The sequence below is a fragment of the Pseudomonas sp. HMWF006 genome (assembly GCF_003061205.1).
In the GTDB taxonomy this organism is placed as follows: Bacteria; Pseudomonadota; Gammaproteobacteria; order Pseudomonadales; family Pseudomonadaceae; genus Aquipseudomonas; species Aquipseudomonas monsensis.
Map to the genome: position 1 here is coordinate 1 of NZ_QAIU01000454.1, position 957 is coordinate 957.

Here is a 957-nt window from a genome sequence, read left to right on the forward strand (position 1 = left end):
CCACTGCCACGGCCAGTTGGGCATCGCTCATGCGCTCGATGTCATTGCCCATCAGCAAGCCCTGCTGCGCCAGACCGACTTCGCGGCAGATCTTCGCGGTGACCAGCTCGTTGTCGCCGGTCAGCACTTTCACCGCCACACCATGCTCGGCCAAGGCCTTGAGTGCCGGCGCGGTGCTTTCCTTCGGTGGATCGAGGAATGCCACGTAACCGATCAGCGTCAGTTGCTGTTCATCGGCCAGGCTATAAGTGTCGCGCCCCTCGGGCAGCGACCGGGCAGCGACTGCCACCACGCGCAAGCCTTCAGCGTTGAATGCTGCGGTGACCTGACGAATCCGGGTCAGCAATTCATCGCTCAAGGCTTCATCGACCTCGCCATGCCGCACGCGGCTGCACACTGCCAGCACCTCTTCCACCGCGCCCTTGCAGATCAGCAGATGTGGCTCGCCACGCCCTTCGACCACCACCGACATGCGCCGACGATTGAAGTCGAACGGGATCTCGTCGACCTTGCGAAACGCCGTGCCGACTTTCAATTCACGGTGGACTTCCACGTGCTCCAGCACTGCCACGTCGAGCAGGTTTTTCAGCCCGGTCTGGTAGTAGCTGTTGAGGTAGGCCATTTCCAGTACGTCGTCGGAGTCATCACCCCAGACATCGACATTGCGTGCCAGGAAGATCTTGTCCTGGGTCAGGGTGCCGGTCTTGTCGGTGCACAGCACGTCCATCGCACCGAAGTTCTGGATCGCGTCCAGACGCTTGACGATGACTTTCTTGCGCGACAGGAACACCGCACCTTTGGCCAGCGTCGATGTGACGATCATCGGCAGCATTTCCGGGGTCAGACCCACAGCGATCGACAATGCGAACAGCAGCGCTTCGGTCCAGTCGCCCTTGGTGAAACCGTTGATGAACAACACCAGCGGCGCCATGACGAACATGAAGCGGATCAGCAGCC

Annotated in this window: 1 pseudogene; it reads right to left on the reverse strand. The window is 60.8% G+C overall.

What is annotated here, in order from left to right:
* Positions 1-957 (reverse strand): annotated as a pseudogene (locus tag DBR24_RS32945) (HAD family hydrolase); the annotation flags it as partial.